The organism is Limosilactobacillus galli (assembly GCF_947381495.1).
Classification (GTDB): domain Bacteria; phylum Bacillota; class Bacilli; order Lactobacillales; family Lactobacillaceae; genus Limosilactobacillus; species Limosilactobacillus galli.
The window spans coordinates 30,552-56,767 of sequence record NZ_CANCWK010000004.1; the positions used below are offsets into that span (position 1 = coordinate 30,552).

The following is a 26,216-nucleotide window of genomic DNA, read 5'->3' on the forward strand; positions in this document are numbered from 1 at the left end:
CCAAGGAGGGAATTTTATGGACGAACAACAGCAACAGAAACTGAAGCGCTCACTGAAGAGTCGCCACGTCACCATGATTGCCATCGGTGGGGCGATTGGGACCGGACTATTCCTCGGTTCCGGGTCTGCGATTCACAAGGCCGGCCCATCGATTATTCTCTCATACTTAATAGTAGGGATCTTCTGCTTCTTCATGATGCGGGCCCTCGGTGAACTGATTTTGGCCGACATCAGCAAGCACTCCTTCATCGATTCCGTGAAGGAGTACTTGGGTGACCGGATGGAGTTTGTGGCCGGGTGGATGTACTGGGCCTGCTGGCTGACTCTGGCAATGGCGGACCTGACGGCGACGGGAATCTACCTTCGTTACTGGTTCCCAAGCCTGCCGCAGTGGGTGGGACCGCTGGTCATCGTGGTCCTGCTGATGCTGGTCAACATGGTCAACGTCGGTTTATTTGGTGAACTGGAAAGCTGGTTCTCAATGATCAAGGTGATCGCCATCTTAGCCCTGATTGCGGTTGGGGTGATCATGCTTGTCCTCCACAGTTCCGTCTCCGGCCGGCCGGTCACCCTGACCAACCTGGTCAGTCACGGCGGCTTCTTTCCCACCGGTCCAATGGGCTTTTTGATGTCCTTCCAAATGGTTGTCTTTGCCTTCGTCGGCATTGAGATGGTCGGGTTGACCGCTGGGGAGACCAAGGACCCGCAGAAGGATATCCCCAAGGCGATTAACACCCTGCCAGTGCGGATCGGCCTCTTCTACATCGGGTCGATGATTGCTATGATGGCGATCTACCCATGGTATCAGATCAAGACCAGCTCCAGTCCCTTCGTGCAGGTCTTTGCGGCCATCAGGGTTCCCGGGGCAGCGGGGATCTTGAACTTCGTGGTTCTGACGGCGGCCATGTCAGCTACCAACAGCGCCATCTTCAGTACCAGCCGGTCCCTGTACTCACTGGCCCGGGGTGGCAATGCCCCGCAACGGTTCGGTGAACTGAGTGCCAAGGCTGTGCCAAACAACGCCCTGACCTTCTCATCACTGATCCTCTTTATCACGGTAATCCTCAACTACATCATGCCGGCGAGCGTGTTCGACATGATCGCCAGCATTTCGACGATCACCTTCATCTTTACCTGGCTGATCATCCTCTGGGCGCACATCAAGTACCGCCAGCAACACCCGACCGGGGTCTCCTACTTCAAGATGCCCGGCTTCCCCCTGACCAGTTGGCTGACAATCATCTTCTTCGGTGCCGTGCTGGTGATTCTGCTGTTTATCGACAGCACCCGCCTGCCGCTGATTATCACGGTTGCCATTTTTGCCCTGCTGGCCGTTAGTTACGGTTTCTTACCGAAAAATAAAGATTAAATTTTGACCAAATATGGTGTTCAAATTACCCAAAAAGAGTTCGAAAATTGTGTGACAAACGGTAAAAAAGACCCTAAATGTCTAGTTTGTGAAACCGTGACCAATTGCGTAGTGGCGCGGCTTAATTGAACTTTTGAGAGCGATCTACTATACTAAGGGTGTGGAAAGAGATCGGCCCTTTGATACGAACATCTTCTCATAATAAACTACTTTGAAGCTAGTTAATTAAAATGACTTTACATGATAATTAACAACACCCCACTCCAGACGAAACACATTAGTTTCCTTGAAAAGTATGTTAGCTAAAAATTAGTGGCCATATCTACAACCTAAATGATAATAAGCTATAAGGGTTCTTCACAAAAGGCGAAAGAACTGCAGATAGAGACACAATAACGGATCTTGATACAATTAACAGTGACCGATCCTTTCCATGCGGAAGCGCGGAGACATTAAATTGTCTCCGTTTTTTGGTTTTAAAACAAGAAGGTGGCGACGGGCGATTGCCGCCCAATCGCCACTCTTTAATTTCCCGGGAAATCTTATTCCGGATCAGCTAATGATTTACCGCTGGTGGTATGCTTGAAACCATCAAAGGCTTGTTCAATTGTCCGGTATTCCGCGTCGGTCAAGGTGATATCCAGGGCATGGGCGTTGGCCTTGACCTGTTCAGCGCGCTTGGCTCCCGGAATAACTACGGAAATCAGCGGGTTTTGCATGTACCATGCCAGAACGACCTGGGCAACGGTTGCCTGGTGGGTCTTGGCAATTGGCCGGACAACATCCACCGCTTTAAGGACCTTGCTGAAGCGCGGCTCAGTGAAGTCGGCAATCTGGCTGCGGATATCGTCAGCTGGGAAGTCGATCTTGTGGTCATACTTGCCCGTCAGCAGGCCAGAAGCCAATGGGAAGTAAGGAACAAAGCTGATCTGGTGATCATGCAGGTAGTCCAGCATGCCTTCAGTCAGGTGATCCTGGTGGAGGAGACTGAACTCATCCTCCACGACATCGACGTAGCCATCCACGTTGGCCTCCTTGATTTGGTCCAGGCTAAAGTTCGAGATCCCGATTGCCCGGATTTTACCGGCTTCCTTCAGTTTCTGGAGGGCGCCGACTGCTTCAACCTTCGGGGTATCGTGGTCGGGGAAGTGAATGTAGAAAATATCAATGTAGTCGGTTCCCAGGCGCTTCAGACTCTTGTTGACCTGGTCCGTCAGGAATTCTGGCCGGTTGTCGATAACTTGTTTGCCGCTGGAGAAGTCCTGCGCCCCCTTAGTCGCCAGGATAATCTTGTCGCGATCATACTCCTTCATTACTTCGCCGACCAGTTCTTCGGAGTGGCCCAATCCATAAACGTAGGCTGTATCAAGCAGGTTGATTCCATTATCCAGGGCCACCCGGACAAGTGCTCGGCCGTCATCGTCCTTGAGGTTGGGGAAGAGGTTATAACCACCCACGGCGTTGGTTCCAAGACCAAGTGGGGTTGCTAGAACATCGGAGTGGCCAATTTTAACAAAACTTGATTTTTTCATATCGTCGTGTCCTCCTTATTTTGATAAAGCGCTTTCTGACGTTGGTTATATTATATCTTTTTTTATGCAATAAATGAACGAAATTTCTATTTCTAAATGTAATATTGATCATTTCTTAAAAAACAAGTATAATTATGGTTCCTTGGCAGGGGTGGAGAAATAGTTACTGAAAAGCACACTGTTTCTCTATTCTTTTGTTACTATTTGTTAGCGCTTCCAAGAAATTAAAAATCTTTGTGAAATAAATTTTTTACTGGCTTTGACTGGTGAATATATAGAGAGTAAAACGTTACAGCGCTTTACTAAACGTTGTAAACGTCATCATTTCACAAAGAACGTAATAATTTGTGCTTTACAGGGACGAAAATTTAAGATATTCTAAAAATGTCTTAAGTTAGCTCACTGAACAAAGCAATTATTCTTTTCGATTTGAACAGTCGGGCTAGCAAACGCATGTATTTTATATTAAGGGGTGTAAATATGTATCTCGCAATCAATATTATCGGTCTGATTGTCTTTCTGGCTATTGGTTGGCTGTTCTCAAAGAACCGCAAGGCCATTAACTGGAAGACAGTTGGGATCATGATTGTCATTAACCTTATCCTGGCGTGGTTCCTGACGGGGTCTGCCGCAGGTCGTGCCGGTGTTAAGGCTGCAGCCGACGGTTTCGTTTGGATCGTTGACGTATCTGCAAAGGGTACGGTCTTCGCATTAGGTAACTGGTACAATCCAAAGCATTTGAACTTCATCTGTTCTGCATTGATGCCAATCCTGATGATTGTTCCACTGTTCGACATCTTGACCTACATTGGGTTCCTACCATGGATCATCAAGTGGATCGGACGTGGACTCTCATACATCACTGGTCAGCCTAAGTTCGAATCTTTCTTCGCTGTTGAAATGATGTTCTTAGGTAACACTGAAGTGCTGGCCGTTTCTGGTATGCAGATTCGGAAGATGAGCAAGGAACGTAACCTGACCTTGGCCATGATGTCGATGTCATGTGTTACGGCTTCAATTCTTGGATCCTATATTCTGATGATGCCTGGTCAGTACATCCTGACCGCTGTTCCAATCAACATCATGAACGCATTGATTGCGACGAGTATGTTGAACCCTGTTCAGGTTGCCCCTGAAGATGATACGATCGAAAAGGTTGGTAACACTGATAACGGTAAGAAGGAACCATTCTTCAGCTTCTTGGGTGACTCTATCCTGGGCGCTGGTAAGCTGATTCTGATCATTATCGCTAACGTTGTTGCCTTCGTTGCATTGGCTGCCCTGATCGACAAGATCTTGGGTCTGTTCTGGAAGCCACTGTCACTGGAAAGTATCCTTGGTGTCTGCATGTTCCCATTCTCCTGGCTGCTCGGTCTGCCAGTTCACCAAGCATGGGACTTGGCACAAGACATGGGTATGAAGTTAGTTACTAACGAATTCGTTGTTATGGGTAAGGTTACTGGTTCCATCAACCACTACCCAGAACACTTGAAGGCTGTTCTGACGGTCTTCGTTACCTCCTTCGCCAACTTCGGTACTTTAGGTATGATTATCGGTGCCTTCAAGGGCTTGGCTAACAAGGAAGATAACGACTACATCGCTTCCAACATTGGTTACTTGCTGCTGTCTGGTATTTTGGTATCACTCTTGTCAGCTGCCTTTGTCGGCCTGTTCGTTTGGTAAAACTAAAAAGCAGCTTGTGAGGGCTGCTTTTTTTAGCCCAAGATCCGTAAACGCTTGCATTTCTCAAGGAGGAATAAAATATGACTACTAAGATTATTATGGACACTGACCCAGGAATTGATGACGCTGCTGCATTGACAATGGCAATCAATGACCCATCGATTGACTTGAAGCTGGTAACGGCGGTTGCCGGAAACGTCACGGTTGATAAGACTACGGCCAATGCCTTAAAGATTATTCACTTCTTTGATAAGGATATTCCAGTGGCCGCCGGGGCCGAACAGCCGCTGATCAAGCCGTTCGAGGACGCTGCCCGGATCCATGGCGAATCTGGGATGCCCGGCTATGACTTCGGCGACGATTACGGTCAGCCAATTAAGAAGACGGCGGTTGAGGCCCTGCATGATGCCATCATGGCCGAAGACGAGGTTATCCTGGTACCAACCGGTTCCTACACCAACATCGCCCTTCTGTTCAGCGAATATCCTGAAGTGAAGAGCCACATTAAGAAGATCGTAGCAATGGGTGGCTCCATGTCCGGCGGTAACATGACCAGTGCCGCAGAATTCAACGTCTTCACCGACCCGGATGCTGCCCGGATCATGTACAACGCTGGTATTCCGATCGTCATGGTGGGCCTGGATGTTACCCTGAAGGCCCTTTTGACCAAGGACACGATTGAGAAGCTTGGCCAAATGAACAAGACCGGTGAAATGCTCCACGCCCTGATTACCCACTACAACGACGGGACTGATGAGGGTCGCCCAATGCACGACGTTAACACTATCTTCTACCTGATCCACCCAGAAGCATTTACGACCAAGAAGATGTGGGTTGATGTTCAGACTGAAGGCCCAGCCATTGGGGCAACGGTTGGTGACATTCGTGGTGCCTACCATGATGGCAAGACCAACGCGGAGGTTTGCCTGGACATTGATGCTGAATACTTCAACAAGTGGTTCTTAGAAGAAGTCAGCAAGATGAAGTAAGACTAAATAGCCTCAGATTAGTACGAAGTGAGCGTGCCAGAAGCCATTATCGGCTTTTGACACGCTTTTTCTGTTGACGATATTTTCATTTATTTCCCGGGAAATATTGGCTCGGCTGGTGAGGGCTGGCGGTTGAAAGTAGGGCACTTTTACGGTACAGTAGTAGGGTAACGTGAAACAATTTGCTGTTTCACGAAAGGAGAAGCTAATGAATCCAGAACAATTTCAACAGGCGTTAGCGGATCACGGAATCACGCTGACCGCCAAGCAATTAGAACAATTTGCAATTTACTATCGGATGCTGGTCGATAGCAATAAGCACGTTAACCTGACCCGGATTACTGAAGAAAACGAGGTCTACCTGAAGCACTTTTACGACTCCATCACGGGGGCCTTGGCCGAGCCGCGTTTGCAGACCGCCAGCCTGACCCTGTGTGATATTGGCGCTGGGGCCGGTTTTCCATCGCTGCCGTTGAAAATCGCCTTTCCGCAGCTTAAGGTCACGATCGTTGACTCGCTTAATAAGCGGATCGCCTTTCTTGAGGAACTGGTCGCCAAGCTGGGATTGACTGATGTGGAGCTGGTTCACGATCGGGCGGAAACGTTCAGTGCCAAGAAAAGTGCCCACCGGGAGCGGTTTGACGCGGTAACAGCCCGTGCGGTAGCCCGGCTGTCTGTTCTGAGCGAGCTATGCCTGCCCGCTGCTCAAGTCGGCGGTGAGTTTATCGCCTATAAGGCCCTGGCGGCACCAGAGGAACTGCAGGATGCCGCTAAGGCCATTGCCAAGCTTGGCGGCCAGGTTCGGCAGACGGTCAAGCTGACTCTTCCGGGGACGGATGACGAACGTAACATCATTCTGATTGATAAGGTGGCGCCAACGCCAACAAAATACCCACGGCGACCGGGATTGCCGAATAAGAAACCAATTCAATAGTGTCAGGGGGAGAGAGTATGGCATTTTCACTATTCAATTTTGGCAAAAGTGATACAAATAATAAGAATAAAGTTGTCGACATTAAATTGGACCAGATCATTCCCAACCGTTATCAGCCACGAAAGGTCTTTAACCAGGATGAGATCCGTGAACTAGCCCACACGATTGATGAACACGGCCTGCTTCAGCCAATTGTCCTTCGGGAATACGAACCGGCAAAGTACGAGATCATTGCTGGTGAGCGGCGCTACCGGGCAATGAAGATGCTGGGCTGGGAGACTACTCCGGCGATCCTCAGGAAGATGACGGATGAGGAGTCCGCTTCCCTGGCACTGATCGAGAACCTCCAACGGGCCCAACTGAGTTCCGTGGAGGAAGCACAGGCCTATCGCCAACTGATGGACCTTAACCATCTGACCCAGGCGGCCCTCGCCAAGGGAATGGGGAAGAGCCAGTCCTTTGTGGCCAATAAACTTCGGTTGCTCAAGCTGATCACGCCTGTCCAGACGGCCATCCTTGATCACCGGATCTCTGAGCGTCATGGCCGGGCCTTGCTGGATCTGGATGAAAAACAGCAGCGGACCATGCTGATGCGGATTGTCAACGAGCGCTTAACGGTGCGGCAGACGGAAGACGAGGTTGCCAAAGTTCTGGGACGGCCACTGCCATCAGAAGTTGCTAAGCAAAAGAAGCTGGCCAAGGAGCAGACAACTCAGTCGGCCGGGCTGGCTGATGAAACGGCCAAGAAGAAGCCCGCTAAGAAGACCAAAAGAAAAGCTGCCAAGAAGAAGGCCCAGTCGAGCGCCAAGGCTACGGACGGGCGCCTGGCCTTGAACACGATCAAGAAGTCAATCAAGATGGCCACCGAAAACGGCTTTAAGGTTACAACTCACGAAAAAGAAACGGGCAAGGCCTACCAGCTGACCATCGAGATTCCAAAAGAGCAGTAAGGGGGCAATATGATGGGCGTAGTAATTGCGTTGGCAAACCAAAAGGGCGGGGTTGGCAAGACCACGACCAGTGTGAATCTGGGGGCCTGCCTGGCCGACCTTGGGAAAAAGGTATTGCTGATTGATCTTGATCCCCAGGGCAACGCCACCAGCGGTCTGGGGATCGAAAAGCGGCAGATTGAGAAGAGTGTCTACGACGTGCTGATCGATGAGGACACGATGCTCAAGGACGTCATCAAGCCCTCCAGCCACCCGGGATTAGACATTGCCCCGACGACGATTGCCCTCTCAGGGGCGGAGGTGGAACTGACCAACCTGATGGCCCGGGAGACCCGGCTGAAGGACTCCTTCGGGACGGTTTGGGACGAATACGACTTCATCCTGATCGACTGTCCGCCATCGTTGGGCCTGCTGACGATTAACGCCTTCACGGCCGCTGACTCGGTCCTCATTCCGGTTCAGAGTGAGTACTATGCACTGGAGGGACTGAGCCAGTTGCAGAACACGATCAGCTTAGTCAAGCGCCACTTCAATCCGCAGATGAAGGTCGAGGGTGTCCTGCTGACAATGTATGATAAGCGGACCAACCTCAGCCAGCAGGTCAATGCGGAGGTGCGCAAGGCCTTTGGCGACCGTGTTTACAAAACAGTGATCCCACGAAACGTTCGTTTATCGGAGGCCCCAAGTCATGGATTGGCAATTGTCGACTATGACAAACGGTCGACGGGGGCCCATGTATATGAACAACTAGCAAAGGAAGTGTTGGCAAAACATGGCAAAGCGTAAAACAGGCGCCCTAGGTCGCGGGATCGCGGCCCTCTTTGAAGAAAATACCATCGCACCTCAAGATGAGGGGGAGCAGGTCCAGGACATTAAGCTGACGGCTATCCGGGCGAACCCTTACCAGCCGCGGCGGACCTTTGACCAGGCAGCGTTGAAGGAGTTGGCGGCTTCGATTGAGAAGTCGGGGGTTTTTCAGCCGATTATTCTGCGCCAGCCTGACCCGCAGCTGGAGCGCTACGAACTGGTAGCTGGTGAACGGCGCTTCCGGGCATCCAAGCTTGCCAAGCAGTCGACGATTCCAGCGATCGTGCGGACAATGAGCGATGAGCAGATGATGGAGATCGCTGTCTTGGAAAACCTGCAGCGGGAGGACCTGATGCCCCTGGAAGAGGCCCAGGCCTACCAGACGCTGATGGAGAAGCTGTCACTGACCCAGGCCCAGGTTGCTGCCAAGCTTGGCAAGAGCCGGCCGTACATCGCTAACTACCTGCGCCTGCTGGGGCTGCCTGCACCGATCAAGGAAGCCTTAAACGCCGGCAAGCTGTCGATGGGCCAGGCCCGCACTATCTTGGGCTTGAAGAACAAGCGCCAGTTGACCCAGCTGGCTAACCGGGCGGTGAAACAGAATCTGACGGTCCGGCAGCTGGAGAAGATCGTTGCGCAGATGAACGGAACCGTTAAGGAAAAGGACCAGCACAAGCGGCAACGCAAGCCGGTCTACATTCGGGAAGCCGAGGACCAGCTCCAGAGCAAGTTCGGCACTAAGGTAGCGGTTTCCCAAAGCCGGAAACGGGGAAGCGGCAAGATCGAGATTCCGTACAGCTCAAACGATGATCTGACCAGGATTTTAGAACTGCTTGATATTTCACTCGATTAGGAGGGATGACAATGGCAAGTTATGATAAGGGCGATATCGTGATGATGAAGAAGGCCCACCCGTGCGGCAGCAACCGCTGGGTGATCACCCGGGTTGGGGCCGACATCAAGATTCAATGCCAGGGTTGTGGCCACGTTGTGATGATGACCCGGCAGAAGTTCGACAAGGGCCTCAAGAAGGTCATTGAAAAAGCCCATCCGGCGGAATAAATCCGAATAAAGTGGTCACAAATCAAGCAAGATAGCTTAAAATAAAAAAGATTAACGAAAAAGGAAAGTGAATTATTCATGTCATTAACTGCAGGAATTGTCGGCTTGCCAAACGTTGGTAAGTCAACGCTGTTTAACGCAATTACCAAGGCGGGGGCCGAGATGGCCAACTACCCATTTGCCACGATCGATCCAAACGTGGGGATGGTGGAAGTTCCCGATAAGCGTCTTGACCGGATCCAGGAACTGATCCCCGCTAAGAAGATCGTTCCAACGACCTTTGAGTTCACCGACATCGCCGGGATCGTCAAGGGGGCCAGCAAGGGTGAAGGGCTTGGTAACAAGTTCTTGGAAAACATTCGGCAGACCGACGCCATCGTGCACGTTGTCCGGGCCTTTGATGATGACGATATTACGACCGTTTCCGGGAAGGTGGACCCGATCGAGGATATCGACACGATTAACCTGGAATTGGTGATGGCCGATCTCGACGCCGTCAACAAGCGCCTGGGCAAGGTTCAACGGGCTGCTAAGGGCCGGGACAAGGACGCCCTGGCAGAACTGGCCGTTTTGAACAAGATCAAGCCGGTATTGGAAGACGGCAAGAGCGTTCGGTCCATTGACTTCTCCGATGACGAGAAGAAGATCGTCAAGGGCCTCTTCCTGCTGACCAGCAAGCCGGTGCTCTATGTTGCCAACATCTCTGAAGATGACATGGCAGATCCTGACAACAGCAAGTACATGGCTGCTATTAAGGAACACGTCAAGGGTGACGGTGAGGTCATCGGTGTCGCTGCGGCGGCCGAAGAACAGATCGCCGAGATGGACGATGCTGACAAGGCCGACTTCCTGGAAATGGAAGGGGTCACGGAACCCGGACTGAACCGCTTGATTCGGGCGGCTTACAAGCTGCTGGGTCTGGAAACCTTCTTCACCGCTGGTGGTCCGGAAACCCGTGCCTGGACCTTCAAGAAGGGGACCAAGGCACCCCAGGCTGCCGGGATTATTCACTCCGACTTTGAACGGGGCTTTATCCGGGCCGAAGTAATGAGCTTTGACGACCTTGATAAACTTGGTTCTGCAGCGGCAGTCAAGGAAGCCGGGAAGCTGCGGCTTGAAGGTAAGGACTACGTAATGCAAGATGGCGACATTGTTGAATTCCGCTTCAACGTCTAATGCACCACAGAGAGGAGTTTATTCGTGAGCGAAGAACAAGAACATAATCAAGCGCGGAATGCAGCGGCGGGTCAACGGCAAAAAGAGCATGCCAAGGCCCAGCGGCAAGCACAGGGGAACGCGTTTGAACAGTATCATTTGACCCGTAAAAACGAAGAATTTATGTACCAGCTGAACAAGCAGCTGGACCGGCAGGGTGTGGAAAGCGACAAGAAGCCGGAAATGCTGCAGGAGACGGCCCAACAGCTGGCAGCCGGCCAAAAGAAGGGGAAGACGGCCAAGGTCCTCTTCGGTACGCCGACTGAGTATGCCAAGGAACTGAAGAACCCAAAGAAGACGCCCGAGCACATGACAAAGCGGTCGATCTGGCTCTTGGCCATTGATAATGCCCTGATCTTCTTGAGTATCTTTACCTTCATGTTCGGTCTGATGTTCTGGCTGTCACCATTGGCCATGCACAGTAAGCGGGCCGGAAGCAGTGGGATCACGGCTATCCTGCTGGTTGCCATCCTCGGTGGGGTGCTGTTTGGCTACGTGGCCATGCAGCTGCAACCGACGAAGAACAAGGACGGCAAGTGGGTTCAGACCAAGCCAATGTGGTTCCGGGTACTGACGGTGGCCTTCGGACTGGTGGCCTGGCTGGCAGTCTACATGCTGGCATCAATGTTGCCGAACGTGGTTAACCCCCGGCTCAACCAGTGGGGGTACCTGGCAATTGCCGTGGTTACCTTTGTCGGCGATATTTACTACCGGCGTCGTTACCACATCACCGGCGGCTTCTACGGCAACCGGCGGCGTTAATTCGATTTATAAAAAGATGCGGAGAAATTTTCTCCGCATCTTTTTTTAGTGCTTAAATTCATGGTTGAGCAATTAAATATTAATGATTTATGACGATTTTGATGAATTTGTCTTAACTAATTTAGTAAACAACCAAATTGATCAAATGTTCAAAAAATATATGGACAAATGTGCGAGAGACTGTTAAACTATAAACGTAGTCAAATGAAAACGCATACATATTTTCAAAGGAGATTTCAATTATGAAGTTAACACAAGCACAACTAGCCAAGTACATGGACCACACGATGCTTAAGCCGGAAGCCACGGCTGAGATGATTGACAAGACCGTTGCCGAGGCGCGGAAGTACAACACCGCTTCTGTCTGCATCAACCCGTACTGGGTTAAGCGGGTTCATGAGGGCCTTGCCGGGACCGACATTAACACTTGTACTGTCATCGGCTTCCCTCTGGGGGCAACCTCAACGGCTAGCAAGGTCTTTGAAACCAAGCAGGCTATTGAAGATGGCGCCGATGAGATCGACATGGTGATCAACATCGGTGAGCTGAAGGGCGGCAATGACCAGGCGGTTGAGGACGATATCCGCGCCGTTGCCGAAGCGACCCACGAAAAGGGCAAGCTCCTGAAGGTGATCATTGAAAACTGCCTGCTGACGGATGAAGAGAAGACCCGGGCATGCAAGCTGACCGTTAAGGGTGGTGCTGACTTCGTTAAGACTTCGACGGGCTTCTCAACTTCTGGTGCCAAGGCCGAAGACGTCAAGCTGATGCGTCAAGCCGTTGGCCCCGACTTCAAGATCAAGGCTGCCGGTGGAATCCACAGCCTGGCAGAGGCTTACGATATGATCGAAGCTGGTGCCAACCGGCTAGGGGTTTCCGCATCCGTTAAGATCCTGGAAGAAGCTGCTGAGCAAGACTAAGCAGGCCACAATTTTTAGCTAACAAAGTTATCAAGATGGAGGGGTTAGTATGTCATATAAACGTGTATTTGTAATTGTGATGGACTCAGTTGGTACTGGTGCGGCCCACGATGCCGATAAGTTTGACGACCTTGGTTCAGATACCCTTGGCCACGTTGGCGAATTCTACAAGGGCGACCTGAAATTGCCTAACCTGGGCAAGATGGGGATTAGCAACCTCCGTGATATGCCAATTGAAGGGGTGCCGGTCGCTGACCCTGCCATCGGGGACTACGGCAAGATGGAAGAAATCTCCGCCGGTAAGGACAGTATGGATGGTCACTGGGAAATGATGGGCCTGCCGGTTACCAAGCCGCTGTCCACCTTCCCGAACGGCTTCCCACAGGAAATCGTCGACAAGCTGGAGAAATTCTCTGGCCGCAAGGTGATCGTCAACAAGCCATACTCCGGAACTGAGGTTATCCATGACTATGGTGAGCGGCAGATGAAGACCGGGGAACTGATCCTCTATACTTCCGGCGACTCCGTAATGCAGATTGCGGCCCACGAAGATGTTATTCCAGTCAAGGAATTGTACAAGATCTGTGAATACGCCCGGACACTGGTTAACGGTCCTGAATACACTGTGGGGCGGATCATCGCCCGGCCATACGTTGGCCCTGACAAGGACCACTTCACCCGGACGGCCAACCGGCACGACTTCAGCCTGAAGCCAATCGGCAAGACCGACATGGACCGGCTCCGTGAGGCCGGCTACGAAGTCATCGGTGTTGGTAAGATCAACGACATCTTCTCCGGTCAGGGAATCGACCGGGGCTACCACAACGAGAGCAACATGGACGGGATGGACCACGTTGACGAAGTGATGAAGCAGGACTTCACCGGCTTCTGCTTCACCAACCTGGTGGACTTCGATGCCATGTATGGCCACCGGCGTAATCCAAAGGGCTTCGGTCAGGCCCTGATGGACTTTGATGAGCGCTTAGGGACGGTTCTCAAGGAAATGAAGCCGGACGACCTGCTGATGATCACCGCCGACCACGGTAACGACCCGGGTTTCCGGGGGACTGATCACACGCGTGAAAACGTGCCATTGCTGGTCTACTCTCCATCGATGAACAAGTTGAACCAATCCCTGGGTCTGCGGAAGACCTTCTCTGACTTAGGGGCCACGATTCTGGAAAACTTCAACGTGGACTCTGTGCGGGGAACCAGTTTCTACAAGGAAATCAGCAACGACTAACCGCGGTCAAACGAGAGGAGCGATTGCGATGCGGATGGTTGACATCATCGACACCAAGCGAAACGGCGGCACCCTGACCGATGAAAAGTTGCAGTTCTTCGTGGACGGGGTGGTTGACGGCAGCATTCCGGACTATCAGATCAGTGCTCTGCTGATGGCAATCTACTTCCAGGGGATGACCAGCAGTGAGCAGACCAGCCTGACCATGAAAATGATGCATTCGGGGGAACGCCTCGACCTGCACCAGATTCCGGGCATCAAGGTTGATAAGCACTCTACCGGCGGGGTCGGTGACAAGGTCAGTCTGCCGCTGGCCGCAATGGTCGCCGCTACGGGGATCCCGGTACCCATGATCTCGGGCCGGGGCCTCGGTCACACCGGGGGCACCCTGGATAAACTGGAGGCGATTCCGGGCTTTCGCGTGGAACTGAGCGAACAGGAATTCATCGATCAGGTCGCTAAGGAGAAGTTGGCAATCGTTGGGGCCACCGGGGAATTCGCCCCGGCCGATAAGAAGATCTATGGCCTGCGGGACGTCACGGACACGGTGGACTCCATTCCATTGATTGCCAGTTCGATCATGAGCAAGAAGATCGCCTCGGGGACTGATGCCCTGGTGATTGACGTCAAGACCGGGGCGGGGGCCTTCATGAAGACCCTTGACCAGTCCCGGGCCCTTGCACACGCCCTGGTTGATATTGGCAAACAAGCCGGCCTGCAATGCATGGCCGTGATTTCTGACATGAATCAGCCGCTGGGTAACAAGATCGGGAACGCCCTGGAAATTGAGGAATCCATTGACGTCCTAAAGGGGAAGGGACCAGCGGACCTGACCGAATTAGTTCTGACCCTCGGCAGCTACATGGTAGTGATGGGCGGCAAAGCTGAAACCATGGATCAAGCGCGGCAATTGCTGGAGCAGACGATCGCTGACGGCACGGCCTATGACCGCTTCAAGGCGATGGTGGTGGCCCAGGGCGGTGATCCACGGGTGATGGATGACTACCAGGTCATGCCCCAGGCTAAGTACCAGATTCCGTACCGGGCTAAACGCACCGGCGTGATAACCAAGCTGACGGCCGATGAGATTGGCACCGCCAGCATGCTCCTTGGCGGCGGCCGCCAGAAGGCTGATGACCAGCTGGACTACAGCGTGGGGATCGAACTCCACCACAAGCTCGGCGATCATGTCAAAGCAGGTGAACCGTTGCTGACGATCTACAGCAACCGCCAGGAGATCAAGAATGTTGAGCAGCTTTTAGACGAGAGTATCGAAATCGGTGACCACGGCGAGCAGCCGCCACTGATTCATGAAATCATTGAATAACTTGAGGAGGAACAAAAATGAGTACACATATTGGCGCCAAGATGGGCGATTACGCAGACGTAGTATTACTTCCGGGCGACCCGCTGCGGGCAAAGTACATTGCGGAAAACTTCCTGGACAACGTTAAGCAGGTTAACTCCGTCCGGAACGCCTTCGGCTACACCGGTGAATACAAGGGCCACCGGGTATCCGTTCAGGGTTCTGGAATGGGGATCCCATCGATGTCCATCTACATTAACGAACTGGTGCAATTCTTTGGTGTTAAGACGATCATCCGGGTTGGTTCCTGTGGGGCCATCGCGCCTGATGTTCACCTGCGGGATGTCATCCTGGCTCAAGGTTCCTCCACGGACTCCGCGGTAACGATGAACACCTTTGGCCCGGGCTTCCACTATGCACCGCTGGCTGACTTCAAGCTGCTGGACACGGCCTACCACGTTGCCGAGAAGCTGGGGATCGATACGAAGGTTGGCGACATCTTTGCGGCCGATCGTTTCTACAATGACGAGCTGGACATGAAGAAGCTCCGTGATTACGGGATCCTCGGGACGGAGATGGAGTCGGCCGGTCTGTACCTGCTGGCGGCTAAGCTGCACTTCCGGGCCCTCTCTGTCCTGACCGTCAGTGACCTGATCTTCGGTGACGAGAAGACCACGGCGGAGGAACGGGAGAAGACGTTCAACGATATGATTAATATTTCACTGGAGACGGCAATTGCGGACAAGTGATATTCTAGTTTGAATATTCTTGACCAATCAGTTAGAATTTAACGAAACAGAAAACAAGGGCCTGGCACGGAAATTCTGTGACGGTTCCCTTGTTTTTGTGTATAAGGGAGGACAGAAAATGGATGGTGAAAACAAGCGTATTGCCCTGGCACTCAAGGTGGCGACCCTCTACTACCGGGACGGCTTTAACCAGCAGGAGATTGCCAGTGAACTGAGCATCTCCCGGGCGACCGTTTCCCGCCTGCTGCAATATGGTCGTGACAAGGGGTTGGTGACAATTCAGATTCACAACCCCCTTGCACCGCTTCACCAGTTGCAGACGGACCTGCTGGCCAAGTATCCAAGCCTCAAGCAGTTAATCATTGTGCCGGGGAAAGACAACCCCTTGGAAGAAGTCGGGATTGCCGGGGCGCGGTACATTGAAAAAATCGTCAAGAGCGACGAAATCATTGGCCTGGGCTGGGGGCGGACGGTTTATCAGGTGGCCCTCCACATTACCCCCAAGGATGTCTCCGGAATCAAGGTTGTCCAGATGAAGGGGTCGATGGCCAATACCGAGACCCGGAACTACGCCTTTGAGACGGTCAACACCTTTGCCAGCGCCTTCAATACCCTGCCGCAGTACCTGCCGGTGCCGGTCATCTTTGACCATGCCCAAACCAAGGAACTGGTGGCTAACGATACCCACATCAAGTACATCCTCAAGCTGGGACAGCAGGCCGATATTGCGATGTTTACGGTCGGAACGGTTCGTGATTCCGCCATGCTTTTCAAGCTGGGTTACTTCACTAAGGAGGAGCAGAAGGTTCTCCAGCAGGAGGCGGTCGGTGACATCTTTTCCCGCTTCATCGACGCTAAAGGTCAGATCGTGAATCGGGATATTAACGAACGGACGATTGGGATCCGTCTCGATGAACTGAAGAAGAAAAAACACAGTATTCTGGTGGCGGCTAATGTCGCTAAAGTTCCGGCAATTCACGGGACCTTGGTGGCGGGATATGCCAATACCCTGGTGATTGACCAGGAAAGTGCGAACGATCTCCTGGGATTTTCTCGCTAATTTTAACTTTTTGCTATTGACCTCAGCGCTAATTCCTAGTAGAGTTGACCTAATCAAAAACTAAGGAGCGTGTTTGATCGATGTCAAATTGGGACACAAAGTTTGCCAAAAAGGGTTTAACATTTGATGATGTTTTGCTGATTCCAGCAGAAAGTCATGTTTTGCCAAACGAAGTTGATTTAAGTACTCAGCTAGCTGATAATCTGAAACTCCACATTCCGTTGATTAGTGCCGGAATGGATACTGTGACGGAAGGACCAATGGCGATTGCCATGGCCCTGCAAGGTGGCCTTGGGGTTGTCCACAAGAACATGTCGATCCAAGCCCAGGCGAGCGAAGTTGCCAACGTCAAGAGCGTGGTAGTTCCCACTAGTGCTACCAAGGCGGCCGTTGATGACCAGAACCGCCTGCTTTGTGCCGCTGCGGTTGGGGTCACCAGTGATACCTTTGAACGGGCTGAAGCACTCTTGAAGGCAGGTGCCGACGCTATCGTTATCGATACCGCCCATGGTCACTCTGCCGGGGTTCTGCGCAAGATCAAGGAAATTCGTGACCACTTCCCAGATGTTACCCTGATCGCCGGGAACGTTGCTACTGGTGAAGCCACGGCGGCTCTCTTTGATTCCGGGGTTGACGTTGTTAAGGTCGGCATTGGCCCTGGCTCCATCTGCACGACCCGGGTGGTTGCCGGGGTTGGTGTTCCTCAGATCACTGCAATCTACGACGCTGCTACGGTTGCTCGTGAATACGGCAAGCCGATCATTGCCGATGGTGGGATCAAGTACTCTGGTGACGTTGTTAAGGCCCTTGCTGCTGGTGGGAACGCCGTAATGCTTGGGAGCATGCTTTCTGGGACAACCGAAGCTCCTGGTGAAGTCTTTGAAGACCAGGGCAAGAAGTACAAGGCCTACCGGGGGATGGGTTCCGTCGGCGCCATGGCCCAGGCCCACGGTTCCTCCGACCGTTACTTCCAAGGCGGGGTCAACGAGGCCAACAAGCTAGTTCCAGAAGGGATTGAAGCCCGGGTTGAATACAAGGGTGACGTTTCCGACATTGTCTTCCAAATCGACGGTGGTCTCCGTTCTGGAATGGGTTATGTCGGTGCCCCTGACATTCCAACCCTGATCAATAACGCTCAATTTGTTCAGATCACCAATGCCGGTCTGCGGGAATCACACCCTCACGATGTGCAAATCACCAAGGCCGCACCAAACTACAAGTAATTTTCAATTCAATTTGTGATCAGCTGGCGAGGATTCCGTCCTCGTCAGCTTTTTTATTGTGTTCCGGTTCGCAGAAACTGGTACAATAAAGAGGAGATTAACCATTGATAATTAAGTGTGCGGGGAGGGAAAATAGTGAATTATCAAATACTTCTACTATGCGTGGCGATCGTATGCCTGTTGCTTTTCTTGATGCAGTGGTTTCGCCAGGCATGGCATATTCTGCATGGGGGCACGCAGCCGTTGACCTGGAATCACCCGGCGCTGAACTGGTGCCTGCTGATTGTTGCCGTGCTGGCGGTTGCGGGCATGGGAGTCGTCCACACAAAGACAGAAGCAGCCACCAGCCAAGTTGCCAAGACGTCCTCGTCAAAGGTACGGCGGGCAGCCAGTAGCAGTTCTCAACCTGCACAATCCAAGGCGGCCAATACTAATCGCCAGGGGACCCAACAGCAGGGAGACCTGCCTGCTCCTGACCATCAGGCCCTCAAGCTGGATCAAAATGGGCATGCCGTTTTGAATAATTTTGCTGTGCCAGCGAAAAACCAGCTGCAGATTATCGATGCCGGAAACGGCAATGTCCTGCAGACGTTCCCTGGCCAGGCCGCCGCGGGAACGGTCAACTACACCTTTACGAAGGAAGGCAACTATTACCTGATCTTGACGGATGGTCAGCAGACGAAAACCATTGCCGTCAGCGTCAGCCGCTAAGATTTCCTTAAGGTCGGTTTTTGGTGGCGGTTGAATCGATGTAAATTGATTATAATTAATAGATATGTAAGCTGGTAAAGAAGGAGTGGCCGCATAATGAAGATTTTAGTTGTCGATGATGATAAGGAAATTGTTCAATTACTGGAAATTTACATCCGGAACGAAGGATATGAGCCGGTAGCGGCTTACAACGGCAAGGAGGCTTTGACCAAGCTGAACACCAACCCGGATATCGGTCTGGTGATCCTGGACCTGATGATGCCTGAGATGGACGGGATGGAAGTCATCAAGCAGGTACGCAAGGACTCCGACATTCCAATCCTCGTACTGTCTGCCAAGACGACCGACATGGACAAGATCCAGGGCCTGATCAGCGGGGCGGACGATTACGTAACCAAGCCGTTCAACCCGCTGGAGGTCATGGCCCGGGTCAAGTCACTGTTGCGGCGGAGTCAGGGCGAGGTTACCAATGACCAGCCGGATGTGCTCAACGTCGGGCCCCTGATCATCAACAAGGACTCCCACGAGGTCAAAACGATCAAGGGCGACACAATTCAGCTGACGGCCCTTGAATTCGGGATTCTGTACCTACTGGCCAGTCACCCGAACCGGGTCTTCTCCGCTGATGATATCTTCGAGCGGGTTTGGCAACAGGAGAGCGTGGTCTCTGCCAAGACGGTGATGGTCCACGTCAGCCACCTGCGGGATAAGATCGAAGAAGCCACGAATGGCGAAAAGGTGATTCAGACAGTCTGGGGCGTTGGCTACAAGATTGAGAACCATTAGCATTGAGGGGGTTCGAGCGTGAAGCTAACGGGACGCGAAAAAAGTTCACTAATTTTTGAAGGGGTCATCACGGTCGTCCTGCTGATCCTCTTGAACATGGCGATCCTCACCATCATTCAGGATGTTATCCAATCCAACCCCGGCGTCAACAACGGGATCTTTATGATCAAGCAGTCGTTGCGGATCGGCCCGATGCAGGCCCAGATCTGGAGCTACCAGCGGATCCTGATCATCTTCCTGCTGCTGATCGACGTTTGGGTCGTCTGGTGGCGCTTGCGGCGGCGTTATCACCTCTACCTGATGAACCACATCATTGGGGAGCTCCACTACATCGCCCAGGGCCACCTTGACCACCGGATTCCCTTCCGCCTCAAGGGCAGCGAACAGCACGTGATTACCAGTGTTAACGCGCTGGTTGACAGTGCCGTCCAGTCAATGGATGATGAGCGCAAGATTGAAAAGTCCAAGGATGAGCTGATCACCAACGTCAGTCATGACCTGCGGACCCCCCTGACCAGCATCATCGGCTACCTTGGCTTGATCGAGGACAAGCAGTACCAAAACGAAGAGGACATCCTCAAGTACACCCACATCGCCTATTCCAAGGCCAAGCAGATGAAGAATCTGGTGGATGACCTCTTTGAATACACCAAGGTTCAGCAGCATGGGGCCCCCGTCAACATCATGCGAGTTGATCTTGATCAGTTGCTAGAACAGCTGACGGCCAGTTTTGCCCTGGAGGCCGAACGGCGGAGGATTGAGATCAGCTCCAAGGTGGTGCCCAACCCGCTGATGATTGAGGCGGATCCGGAGAAGTTAGGCCGGGTCTTCAATAACCTGGTTGCCAACGCCTTCAAGTACGGCAATGGAGCCAGCTACATTCGGATTACGGCCCACCAGGAGCAATCCAACGTGGTCGTCAAGGTTGCTAACGACGGGACGCCGATTCCAAAGGAGGCCCAGGATCACCTCTTCGAACGCTTCTACCGGGCCGAGGCATCGCGATCCCGGGCGACCGGCGGAACCGGTTTAGGCCTGGCAATCGTCAAGAGCATTGTGGACCTGCACCATGGTCAGGTCACGGTGACCTCCGATGAGCACGAGACGGCCTTTATCGTCACCTTGCCCCTCAAACAGGAACAATTAAAAAAATAATTTAACAAGAATGAAGAATTTCGCCGTAAATTCTTCATTCTTGTTATTTCGCTATATTCATTAAAAATGGAGTGTGTTAAACTGAAAGAGCATTGTGTCGCCTCAATTTTATAAATAGATGACGATAATTGGAGGAAATTCTGTGGCTAAAGCGCAAATAAATCCAGAAAAAGCACGATGGCTAGAAGTCTTAGGCATTGCAATGCCGCTCTGCCTTAGCTATATTCCAATCGGATTAGCTTGTGGAATTTTATTACACGCAGCGGGCTTTAACTTTATAATGACCCTTGTGGTGTCGATCGTGGTTTTCTCTGGCGGTGCTCAGTTTATTCTGGCTTCGTTATTGACGATTCACGCACCGTTAATGTCAATTTTCGTGACCCTGTTCTTCTTGGAGCTGCGGTATGCACTCCTGGGGTCGAGTCTTTCTAAGTACATCAAAAACGAATCACAACACTTCATCTGGCTCTTTGCCGTCTCGATGAACGATGAAAACTATGCAGTGAACTACCTTAAGTTCGCAACCGATAAGAAGTGGACCCCCAAGGACGGGTTGTTAGTGGAACACTACTCCCTGATTTCCTGGTCCGTGGCCAACATGGTCGGGGGCCTGATCGGCAGTACCGTTTCGATTGACCTGGAAGTGGTGGACTTTGCTCTGACGGCCCTGTTCTTGTACATGGTTGTGATGCAGGTTCGGAACCACCTGACCCTCTTGATCTGCCTGTTCTCGGCAGTGCTGGCCGTGTTCTTCCTGGTGCTTACCAGGAGCACGCTGGGGATCGTGATTGCGACCCTGATCGCCTCCTTCACTGGATTCCTGATTGAAAACACGGTTCGCAAGCACAGCAAGGATCCGGACGGCAACTGGTTCTTGACTAAGATCTTCCGGCCAATGGCCACCCGAATTACGGTGGAAGACCAGCAGGAACGGCGTGAAATGAAGAAAGTTAAGCAGCAGTTGGATGAGGATCGGCAGGAAAAGGTCCCGTCCGAACACAATGATTAGTGGAGACTAGGTATGGAACAACTATTTAGTAATTTGCCTTTATTAATTTCCGATACTGGTAACAATAAGACCTTGTATCATATCATTGTCATTATTTTTGCAGCATTTGCGGCATTTATTCCACGTTATTTCCCAATTCTGTTCTTCTCCACCCGGAAGATCCCCGAGTGGTTCAACGAATGGATGAAGTATGTTCCCGTCAGCCTCTTCACCGCGCTGATCGTGAAGAACATCTTTGTGACAACGGCGGGCTACCACTTCGTCCCGTTTGGCCACGTTGACCAGATTGTGGCGGCCGTCATCGTGATGGTCATTGCCTACTTCACCCGCTCGATGTCGATCTCGGTCATCAGCGGGCTGGTCGCAGTTTGGCTGTTGAACATGGTCATATAATTCAGGTGCGCACCGCCTCGTTGGTCGAGGCTGGTGCGCTTTTTCTTTAAGACTCCTAGGCGGAAAATGTGAGAAAATTTTTAAAGGGTGTTGACAAGCCCATAGAAAGCGTCTAGTATAATGGACAATCGAAATACCTTTAACTTAGTCCAGCGAGGCTAGGAAGGATTTAATTGAGCGTTAGAATATCGCGGCCTTCTTAGTGCACCACTGAGGAGGCCGTTTTTATGCAGAATTTCCCGGGCCGCTTCAGGGTGCCAGAAGGAGATTTCGCCCACTTAATCAAATAGGTATTTTTGAAAGAACTGAGCCATTTAATTGTCTCCCGTGAGAGCAGAATCGGTGCAGTGTTTTCAGCCTATCTTAAACATAAGCAAAAACACACGAAAAGCAGCGTGACCGCAAACCAGGGGACTGGATCGGTTGACGCTGCTTTTATCACTTATGCAAAGAAAAAGGAGATCTATTTGATGATTAGTACTGAACGAATTCAACCAAACGTTGTTACTGTTGCCGACATGGACGCTGAGGATGCCCTGGACCTGATCAATGAGGCCGAGGAATACAAGCACGGCAAGAAGGCGGAACTCACCCGGCCAGCCTACGCCGCTAACCTCTTCTTCGAAAACTCCACCCGGACCAAGACCAGCTTCCAGATGGCCGAAATGAAGCTGGGCATGCACGTTATGCAGTTCGAAGCGGGCACCAGTTCTGTCAAGAAGGGGGAGAGCCTCTACGATACTGTTAAGACGATGGAATCCATCGGGGTTGATGTTGCCGTTATCCGCCACCCCGAAAATGAATACTACAAGAACTTGATTAAGCACCCTGGTCTGAAGATCGGGATTGCCAACGGTGGGGACGGCAGTGGCCAACACCCATCCCAATGCCTGCTCGACATGATGACGATTCACGAAGAATTCGGCAACTTCAAGGATCTTAAGGTACTGATCATCGGTGACCTGTCCCACTCCCGGGTGGCCCACTCCAACGCCATGATGCTCAACCGGTTGGGCGCTAAGGTTTACTTCGCTGGCCCGCAGGAATGGTACGATGACGAACTCGCCCAATACGGGACCTTCGGCGACTTCGACGAATTGCTTCCTAAGATGGACGTGGTCAACCTGCTCCGGGTCCAGAATGAACGGCTGTCCGGCGCGGAAAACGGCGCATTCGACGCTGAAAAGTACCACCAGCAATACGGCCTGACCAAGGAACGCTACAACAAGATGAAGAAGGGCGCCATCATCATGCACCCGGCACCGGTTAACCGGGGCGTCGAAATCGACAGCGACCTGGTTGAAGCACCAAATTCCCGGATCTTCCGTCAGATGCAAAACGGGGTCTTCGTCCGGATGGCCATCCTGAGCCGGATCCTGCGCTACAAGGGCATTATGTAAGACGGGGGCGGCACCATGAGTCAAACCCTACTGAAGAATGGCCGGCGCCTGGTCGGTGAACAATTGGTGACCTGCGATATCCTGATCGAGGACGGCAAGGTTGCCGCAATCGGGACTGACCTCCATGCCGGTGAGGGTGCCCGGGTGATTGACCTGGAAAACAACCTGGTCACCCCTGGCTTGGTCGACATCCATGTTCACCTCCGTGAGCCGGGTTACACCAACAAGGAAACGATCGCCACGGGCAGCCGGGCTGCGGCCCACGGCGGCTTCACCACGATCGCCGCAATGGCGAACCTGAAACCCACCTGTGACACGCCTGAACGCTTCCACGCCCAGGAGGCCCGCAACGCCAAGGACGGTGCGATCAAGATCATCCAGTACTCGCCCGTTACCAAGGACCGGGCGGGGAAGGAACCGGTTGACGTCGCTGCCCAGTACGCAGCGGGAGCCCGTCTCTTCAGTGATGACGGGGCCGGCATCCAGGACGCCAGCGTTGTCTACCGGGCCATGCAGCAGCTGGCCAAGTACGACCTGCCGCTGTGTGACCACGCCCAGGACAACCAACTGGCCAACGGCGGGGTCATCAACGACGGCCCGGTTGCCAAGAAGATGGGCCTACCGGGGATGCCGAAGATCAGTGAGACGGCACAGATTGCTAGAAATATCGTGATCGCCCAGGCGACCGGTGCTCATTACCATGTCTGCCACGTTTCGACCAAGGAGAGTATCGAACTGGTCCGCCACGCCAAGCAGCTGGGGATCAACGTCACCTGTGAGGTTACGCCGCACCACCTCCTGCTGGCCGATGCAGACATTCCGGATGACGACGCGGAATACAAGATGAACCCGCCGCTGCGGAGTCGGGAGGACCAGGAAGCCTGCCTGGCCGGCCTGCTCGACGGTACCATCGACTGCATTGCAACTGACCACGCCCCGCACACGGACGCGGAGAAGCACCAGGGCTTCTTGGCATCGCCGAACGGGATCGTCGGCAGCGAGACCGCCTTTGCCCTGCTCTACACCCGCTACGTTAAGAACGGGATCTTCACTTTGGGCCAGCTGATTGACTGGCTGAGCGGGGCCCCGTGTCGGGTGTTCAAGTTGACCACCGCCGGCCAGCTCCAGGTCGGGGATCCTGCAGACATCGCGGTCTTTGATATTGACCATCAGACGACGATCAAGGAGGACCAGTTCTTCTCCAAGGGCCACAACACCCCATTCGTCGGTGACCAGGTCTATGGGGCAACTGTAAAAACATTTGTTGATGGTAAGCTGGTTTACGATCGGGAGGATGCAGAATGAACGATGAACAACGATTGGCAGTCGAACTGCCGGGCCTGTCCCTGAAGAACCCCGTAATCGCCGCCAGCGGCACCTGTGGGTACGGGCAAGAAATTGCTGGCAACTACGACCTCAACCGGCTGGGCTCACTGGTGATGAAGTCAACCACCCTGCACCCCCGTTCGGGCAATCCGCGACCCCGGGTCTGCCACACGAGTGCCGGCTGGTTAAACGCCAACGGCCTGCAAAACGTCGGCGTCCAGCGGGTCGTGGACGAGAAGATTCCCTGGCTGCAGGTCAACTACCCGAAGCTGCCGGTAATTGCCAGTGTGGCCGGCTTCTCCAACGACGAGTACGTGGAAGTAACTGATAAGCTGACGGTCGGCGGCGGGGTCAACGCCCTGGAACTGAACGTCTCCTGCCCGAACGTCAAGCACGGCGGCCTGGCGATGGGCACTGATCCGGATACGCTGGAGCAGCTGGTCAAGCAGGTCGTTGCCGCGGCTCACGGGGTCCCGGTCTACGTCAAGCTGACCCCGAACGTGACTAACATTGTGCCCCTGGCCCAGGCGGCTGAACGGGGCGGGGCCAATGGGCTGGTGATGATCAACACCCTGACCGGTTTGAGCATCAACCTGAAGACCCGCCGGCCAGTCCTGGCCAACGTGACGGGCGGGCTGTCCGGTCCGGCCCTGAAACCGATGGCGCTCCGGATGATCCACCAGGTTCGCAGCATTTCCAAGATTCCAATTATCGGTGTGGGCGGAATCGAAAGTGCTGAGGATGTCCTGGAATTCATGATGGCCGGGGCTAACGCGGTTGAAGTTGGGGCGGCTAGTTTTCACGACACGCTGGCCCTGCCAAAGATCGCAGCGGAACTGCCGATGACGATGGATAAGTACGGGATTGAGAAGCTAACAGACCTATGGGAGGTAAAGTTTTGAAACGCTATGTACCAATGGTCGCAATTGATGTTGCCACAAAGGAAGAAGCAGTCAAATTGTTTGACGAGCTCGATGTGACGCCCAAACCGATTGTTAAAATCGGGATGGAGATGTACTACGGGCTGGGTCAGGAGATCGTGCGGGAAGCCCAGAAACGCGGCTTCAAGATCTTTCTCGACCTGAAGCTCTACGACATCCCCAACACGGTTCACCGAGCCATGGCCGCAATCGGCCGCCTCGGCATCGACTTCACCACCATCCACGCGGCGGGGGGAACCGAGATGCTGACGGCGGGACTAGCCGGCCTGGAAGAAGGCGCTGTTCAGGCGGGGGTCCAACCCGCCAAGCTCCTGGCGATCACCCAGCTGACCTCGATTGATGATGAAATTCTGCATGATCAACAGCACGTTGACCTTTCCCTGATCGAGTCGGTCCAAAACTATGCCCAGCTAGCGGAAAGTGTCGGCCTGGCCGGGGTGATCTGCTCGGCCCATGAACTTCCGGCCATTCGCCAGGTAACTCGGCCGGACTTCCTGTGCATTACGCCCGGCATTCGACCATCGCTGGCAGTCCATGACGACCAAAAGCGGGTGGTCACCCCAGCCCAAGCGCGGGAACTCGGGAGTAACGGGATTGTCGTGGGGCGGCCAATCACCCAGAGCGCTGATCCAGTGGCGGCATACCAACAGATTCAACAAGCATTTTTAGCAAATGAGGAGGAAAAATAATT

The 26,216-nt window shown here is 52.9% G+C and carries 26 protein-coding genes; 25 read left to right on the forward strand and 1 reads right to left on the reverse strand.

Features of this window, described 5'->3' with window-relative positions:
• Positions 1-16: 16 nt before the first annotated feature.
• On the forward strand, positions 17-1,369 hold the full coding sequence (locus QOS10_RS01690) for an amino acid permease (RefSeq protein ID WP_283593296.1): 1,353 nt from the start codon (positions 17-19) through the stop codon (positions 1,367-1,369).
• Between the two features lie 542 nt (positions 1,370-1,911).
• Here the strand turns inward: QOS10_RS01690 and QOS10_RS01695 are convergent.
• Entirely contained in the window at positions 1,912-2,901 is a 990-nt protein-coding gene (locus tag QOS10_RS01695) for an aldo/keto reductase (RefSeq protein ID WP_283593297.1), read from the reverse strand.
• Positions 2,902-3,381: 480 nt separating this feature from the next.
• On the opposite strand from QOS10_RS01695, the gene QOS10_RS01700 reads away from it, so the two are divergent.
• The 24 genes from QOS10_RS01700 (at position 3,382) to pyrF (ending at position 26,214) form a co-directional block, all read left to right on the forward strand.
• A complete protein-coding gene (locus QOS10_RS01700) occupies positions 3,382-4,584 on the forward strand; it encodes a NupC/NupG family nucleoside CNT transporter (protein ID WP_283593298.1) in 1,203 nt (400 codons plus the stop codon).
• Between the two features lie 80 nt (positions 4,585-4,664).
• A complete protein-coding gene (gene rihC, locus QOS10_RS01705; RefSeq protein WP_283593299.1) occupies positions 4,665-5,573 on the forward strand; it encodes a ribonucleoside hydrolase RihC in 909 nt (302 codons plus the stop codon).
• A 208-nt stretch (positions 5,574-5,781) separates the two neighbouring features.
• A complete protein-coding gene (rsmG, locus tag QOS10_RS01710; protein ID WP_283593300.1) occupies positions 5,782-6,507 on the forward strand; it encodes a 16S rRNA (guanine(527)-N(7))-methyltransferase RsmG in 726 nt (241 codons plus the stop codon).
• Positions 6,508-6,524: 17 nt separating this feature from the next.
• Positions 6,525-7,457, forward strand: a complete 933-nt coding sequence (locus QOS10_RS01715) for a nucleoid occlusion protein (protein WP_283593301.1) — start codon at positions 6,525-6,527, stop codon at positions 7,455-7,457.
• Between the two features lie 12 nt (positions 7,458-7,469).
• A complete protein-coding gene (locus tag QOS10_RS01720; RefSeq protein ID WP_283593302.1) occupies positions 7,470-8,243 on the forward strand; it encodes a ParA family protein in 774 nt (257 codons plus the stop codon).
• Complete coding sequence (locus tag QOS10_RS01725; protein WP_283593303.1) at positions 8,230-9,117, forward strand: ParB/RepB/Spo0J family partition protein; 888 nt, start codon at positions 8,230-8,232, stop codon at positions 9,115-9,117. The genes QOS10_RS01720 and QOS10_RS01725 overlap by 14 nt, the downstream gene beginning before the upstream one ends.
• An 11-nt stretch (positions 9,118-9,128) precedes the next feature.
• On the forward strand, positions 9,129-9,326 hold the full coding sequence (locus tag QOS10_RS01730) for a DUF951 domain-containing protein (RefSeq protein WP_283593304.1): 198 nt from the start codon (positions 9,129-9,131) through the stop codon (positions 9,324-9,326).
• A gap of 78 nt (positions 9,327-9,404) precedes the next feature.
• A complete protein-coding gene (gene ychF, locus QOS10_RS01735; RefSeq protein WP_283593305.1) occupies positions 9,405-10,502 on the forward strand; it encodes a redox-regulated ATPase YchF in 1,098 nt (365 codons plus the stop codon).
• Between the two features lie 24 nt (positions 10,503-10,526).
• Positions 10,527-11,303: a DUF1129 domain-containing protein gene (locus tag QOS10_RS01740; protein WP_283593306.1), complete on the forward strand. Its 777-nt coding sequence runs from the start codon at positions 10,527-10,529 to the stop codon at positions 11,301-11,303.
• Between the two features lie 242 nt (positions 11,304-11,545).
• Complete coding sequence (deoC, locus tag QOS10_RS01745; RefSeq protein WP_283593307.1) at positions 11,546-12,223, forward strand: deoxyribose-phosphate aldolase; 678 nt, start codon at positions 11,546-11,548, stop codon at positions 12,221-12,223.
• Between the two features lie 49 nt (positions 12,224-12,272).
• A complete protein-coding gene (locus QOS10_RS01750) occupies positions 12,273-13,466 on the forward strand; it encodes a phosphopentomutase (protein WP_283593308.1) in 1,194 nt (397 codons plus the stop codon).
• A gap of 28 nt (positions 13,467-13,494) precedes the next feature.
• Positions 13,495-14,793, forward strand: a complete 1,299-nt coding sequence (locus QOS10_RS01755) for a pyrimidine-nucleoside phosphorylase (RefSeq protein WP_283593309.1) — start codon at positions 13,495-13,497, stop codon at positions 14,791-14,793.
• A gap of 17 nt (positions 14,794-14,810) precedes the next feature.
• Positions 14,811-15,521 (forward strand): purine-nucleoside phosphorylase, encoded by a 711-nt coding sequence (gene deoD / locus QOS10_RS01760; protein WP_283593310.1) that lies wholly within the window; start codon positions 14,811-14,813, stop codon positions 15,519-15,521.
• Between the two features lie 118 nt (positions 15,522-15,639).
• Positions 15,640-16,581 carry a sugar-binding transcriptional regulator gene (locus QOS10_RS01765; RefSeq protein WP_283593311.1) on the forward strand — a complete coding sequence of 314 codons (942 nt, stop codon included), beginning with the start codon at positions 15,640-15,642 and terminating at the stop codon, positions 16,579-16,581.
• A gap of 80 nt (positions 16,582-16,661) precedes the next feature.
• Positions 16,662-17,804, forward strand: coding sequence for an IMP dehydrogenase (gene guaB, locus QOS10_RS01770; RefSeq protein WP_283593312.1), 1,143 nt, complete (start codon positions 16,662-16,664; stop codon positions 17,802-17,804).
• Positions 17,805-17,939: 135 nt separating this feature from the next.
• Positions 17,940-18,515, forward strand: coding sequence for a hypothetical protein (locus tag QOS10_RS01775; RefSeq protein ID WP_283593313.1), 576 nt, complete (start codon positions 17,940-17,942; stop codon positions 18,513-18,515).
• Between the two features lie 96 nt (positions 18,516-18,611).
• Positions 18,612-19,301 (forward strand): response regulator transcription factor, encoded by a 690-nt coding sequence (locus QOS10_RS01780; RefSeq protein WP_283593314.1) that lies wholly within the window; start codon positions 18,612-18,614, stop codon positions 19,299-19,301.
• Between the two features lie 18 nt (positions 19,302-19,319).
• Positions 19,320-20,456, forward strand: coding sequence for a sensor histidine kinase (locus QOS10_RS01785; protein ID WP_283593315.1), 1,137 nt, complete (start codon positions 19,320-19,322; stop codon positions 20,454-20,456).
• 142 nt (positions 20,457-20,598) lie between these two features.
• Positions 20,599-21,465: an AzlC family ABC transporter permease gene (locus QOS10_RS01790; protein ID WP_283593316.1), complete on the forward strand. Its 867-nt coding sequence runs from the start codon at positions 20,599-20,601 to the stop codon at positions 21,463-21,465.
• A 12-nt stretch (positions 21,466-21,477) separates the two neighbouring features.
• Complete coding sequence (locus tag QOS10_RS01795) at positions 21,478-21,858, forward strand: AzlD domain-containing protein (protein ID WP_283593318.1); 381 nt, start codon at positions 21,478-21,480, stop codon at positions 21,856-21,858.
• 470 nt (positions 21,859-22,328) lie between these two features.
• The gene (locus QOS10_RS01800; RefSeq protein WP_283593319.1) at positions 22,329-23,258 is read left to right on the forward strand and encodes an aspartate carbamoyltransferase catalytic subunit; all 930 of its coding nucleotides are present in this window, start codon (positions 22,329-22,331) and stop codon (positions 23,256-23,258) included.
• Positions 23,259-23,273: 15 nt separating this feature from the next.
• Positions 23,274-24,563, forward strand: a complete 1,290-nt coding sequence (locus tag QOS10_RS01805) for a dihydroorotase (RefSeq protein WP_283593320.1) — start codon at positions 23,274-23,276, stop codon at positions 24,561-24,563.
• The gene (locus tag QOS10_RS01810; RefSeq protein WP_283593321.1) at positions 24,560-25,486 is read left to right on the forward strand and encodes a dihydroorotate dehydrogenase; all 927 of its coding nucleotides are present in this window, start codon (positions 24,560-24,562) and stop codon (positions 25,484-25,486) included. Before QOS10_RS01805 ends, QOS10_RS01810 begins: the two co-directional genes overlap by 4 nt.
• Positions 25,468-26,214, forward strand: a complete 747-nt coding sequence (gene pyrF, locus QOS10_RS01815; RefSeq protein WP_283593322.1) for an orotidine-5'-phosphate decarboxylase — start codon at positions 25,468-25,470, stop codon at positions 26,212-26,214. Before QOS10_RS01810 ends, pyrF begins: the two co-directional genes overlap by 19 nt.
• Positions 26,215-26,216: the final 2 nt, after the last annotated feature.